Annotated in this window: 3 protein-coding genes; 1 reads left to right on the forward strand and 2 read right to left on the reverse strand. The window is 44.4% G+C overall.

All coding sequences use genetic code 11. The features are described 5' to 3' along the window. Window positions 1-97 precede the first annotated feature (97 nt). Entirely contained in the window at window positions 98-1033 is a 936-nt protein-coding gene (locus GW12_RS06055) for a tRNA-dihydrouridine synthase (protein ID WP_081403467.1), read from the forward strand. 32 nt (window positions 1034-1065) lie between these two features. On the opposite strand, the gene GW12_RS06060 is transcribed toward GW12_RS06055, so the two are convergent. Together GW12_RS06060 and GW12_RS06065 are read right to left on the reverse strand one after the other, a co-directional pair. Next, window positions 1066-1719 carry a nuclease-related domain-containing protein gene (locus tag GW12_RS06060; RefSeq protein ID WP_034584867.1) on the reverse strand — a complete coding sequence of 218 codons (654 nt, stop codon included), beginning with the start codon at window positions 1717-1719 and terminating at the stop codon, window positions 1066-1068. A 37-nt stretch (window positions 1720-1756) separates the two neighbouring features. Beyond that, window positions 1757-2239, reverse strand: a complete 483-nt coding sequence (locus tag GW12_RS06065; RefSeq protein ID WP_034584869.1) for a methylated-DNA--[protein]-cysteine S-methyltransferase — start codon at window positions 2237-2239, stop codon at window positions 1757-1759. Between the last annotated feature and the right edge of the window lie 100 nt (window positions 2240-2339).

Below are 2339 nucleotides of genomic sequence, written 5' to 3' on the forward strand. Positions count from 1 at the left end.
TTTTACGGCTAAAGGGATAAACGTGAAAGTTAAACTGCCTAGACATTCCGATCAAAAAGCCGTATAACACCGTTTTTCAAATTCACAGGTGAACACGTTGAAACTTGTTCTTGCACCCATGGAAGGCTTAACTGACCCGATTATGCGTGATGTACTGACATCCGTCGGGAGCTTTGACTGGTGCGTGACCGAGTTTATTCGTGTCACAGATTCGGTACTGCCGGATCATATCTACCATACATACTGTCCTGAACTGCTGAATGGCGGCAAAACTGCTGCCGGTACGCCGGTACATGTGCAGTTTCTGGGAAATAACCCGGAAATGCTGGCAGCCAACGCGGTTAAAGTTGCCGCAATGGGCGCACCGGCGATTGATATGAATTTTGGCTGCCCAGCCAAAACCGTGAATCGTCACCGCGGTGGTTCAGTACTGCTGGATGAACCTGAAATAGTCTATGAACTGGTCAAGGCAGTGCGTGATGCCGTTCCAGCCCATATTCCCGTATCAGCAAAAATGCGTCTAGGTTATATGGATAGAAACTTCATGATGGAAAATGCCCATGCCATTGAAGATGCCGGTGCTGCCTGGGTAACGGTACATGCGCGAACCAAAGCGGATGGTTATACCCCACCGGCCTTCTGGGATCAGCTGCAACCCATTCGTGAAGCCTTGAAAATTAATGTCATTGCCAATGGGGAAATCTGGAGCAATGCTGATGCTAAACAGTGCCAGCTGGAATCTGGTTGTGAAGACCTGATGATTGGCCGTGGTGCTGTCACTACGCCTGACCTGACCCAATGTATCCACCAGAATAATGATGAGCCACTGATCAGCTGGAATGAGCTGCTTGGTCTGCAAATTCGTTTTCTGAATGGTTCCTATAAAAAGGAAATGAATATGGTCGGACGTTACAAACAATGGCTCGGTATGATGTCCAAACATTATCCAGAAGCCAAAGCACTCTGGGATGAAGTAAAACGGGTCAAACCGCTAGATGAAATCATTGAAAAGCTGAAAGCTGCCCAGCATTAAACTGAAATTCCCTGAATATCTCAGGGATTTTTTTATTTGACCTGTTTACGCTGTTTTAAGTTCTCTACATGCTGGCGATTGGTCTGCCAAGATTTCTCCAGCATAGCTTTTTCCAGCTGTAGCTGAATCCGTTTCAATTTGGTTTCAGAAATCACTGGCTCCTGAAAGCGTTTCACATAATCGGTCCAGCTGGCGCCTCGAAAGACATTTGCCGGCATAGCTGTTTTAAATTCAGCTTCCGGCATAAACACCACTAGTGAATGAATATATTCTGGGCTTAAAATTTCTACCAGAATCTGTTCCAGCACTTTGACATGCTTATAGTTCTGATGCAGCGGATTCTGGAATTTAAAGGTCTGCTTATAAATTTTCTGGGTCCAGGTCTTTTGTCGTTCACCACCAAAAATCCAGCCTTTATAGTTCTTGGTTTCAATCACGAACAGCCCAAATGGACTCAGCAGCAGATGATCAATCTGGGTTGTGGTGCCTTGTCCATCCTCAAAGGTCAGGTCATTCAACAAAATATAATGTGGCTGTTTTAGATAGAGTTTGACATGCATGGCAACGGCAAACTCACCCATTTTCCCCTTCATAAAAGGCTTAAACAGTTTAAATAAAGCCGCTAATGATAATAAAAGAAATAGCCACCAGAAATGTTCAATCACTGGGGCAAGAACAGGATTCATTTTGGCTGGAATAAATTTTTATTGAGATATAACTATCTTACTTATTTTGTTCAATATTCAATAGAATTTCTTTACGCTCCAGACCGCCTGCAAAACCCACCAATGTCCCATTAGTACCAATCACGCGATGACATGGGGCAATAATCGAAATCGGATTACGGCCATTGGCAGCACCTACGGCACGTACGGCTTTAGGATTGCCAATTTCCAGCGCAATATCGCGATAGGTACGGGTTTCTCCATACGGAATATTCAACAAAGCCTGCCAGACACTTTTCTGAAATGGCGTACCAGCAAAATCGAGGGGCACCTCAAAACTGGTACGTTGGCCGGTAAAATATTCTTCCAATTGTTGTTTGGCTAATTTCAGAATGGGATGTTCAGGATCTTCCACCAAGGTTGCTAGTTTGACCCGATTGGGCTTTTCACAATCCCAAAGCACTGCCACCAAAGCATCTCTACTTGCCACTAGTTGCAACTGCCCGACGGGTGAATCCATATAGATATAACTTAAGTTCATGTCTTCACCCTCGCCAGCTGTATGTAGAAATATTTTAACGCAGCCAGTATCCAGTTGCTTATAGAAATAAATGCTGAAACATTTTTATCCCTTTAGCCGT

This window comes from Acinetobacter sp. HR7 (assembly GCF_000773685.1).
In the GTDB taxonomy this organism is placed as follows: Bacteria; Pseudomonadota; Gammaproteobacteria; order Pseudomonadales; family Moraxellaceae; genus Acinetobacter; species Acinetobacter thermotolerans.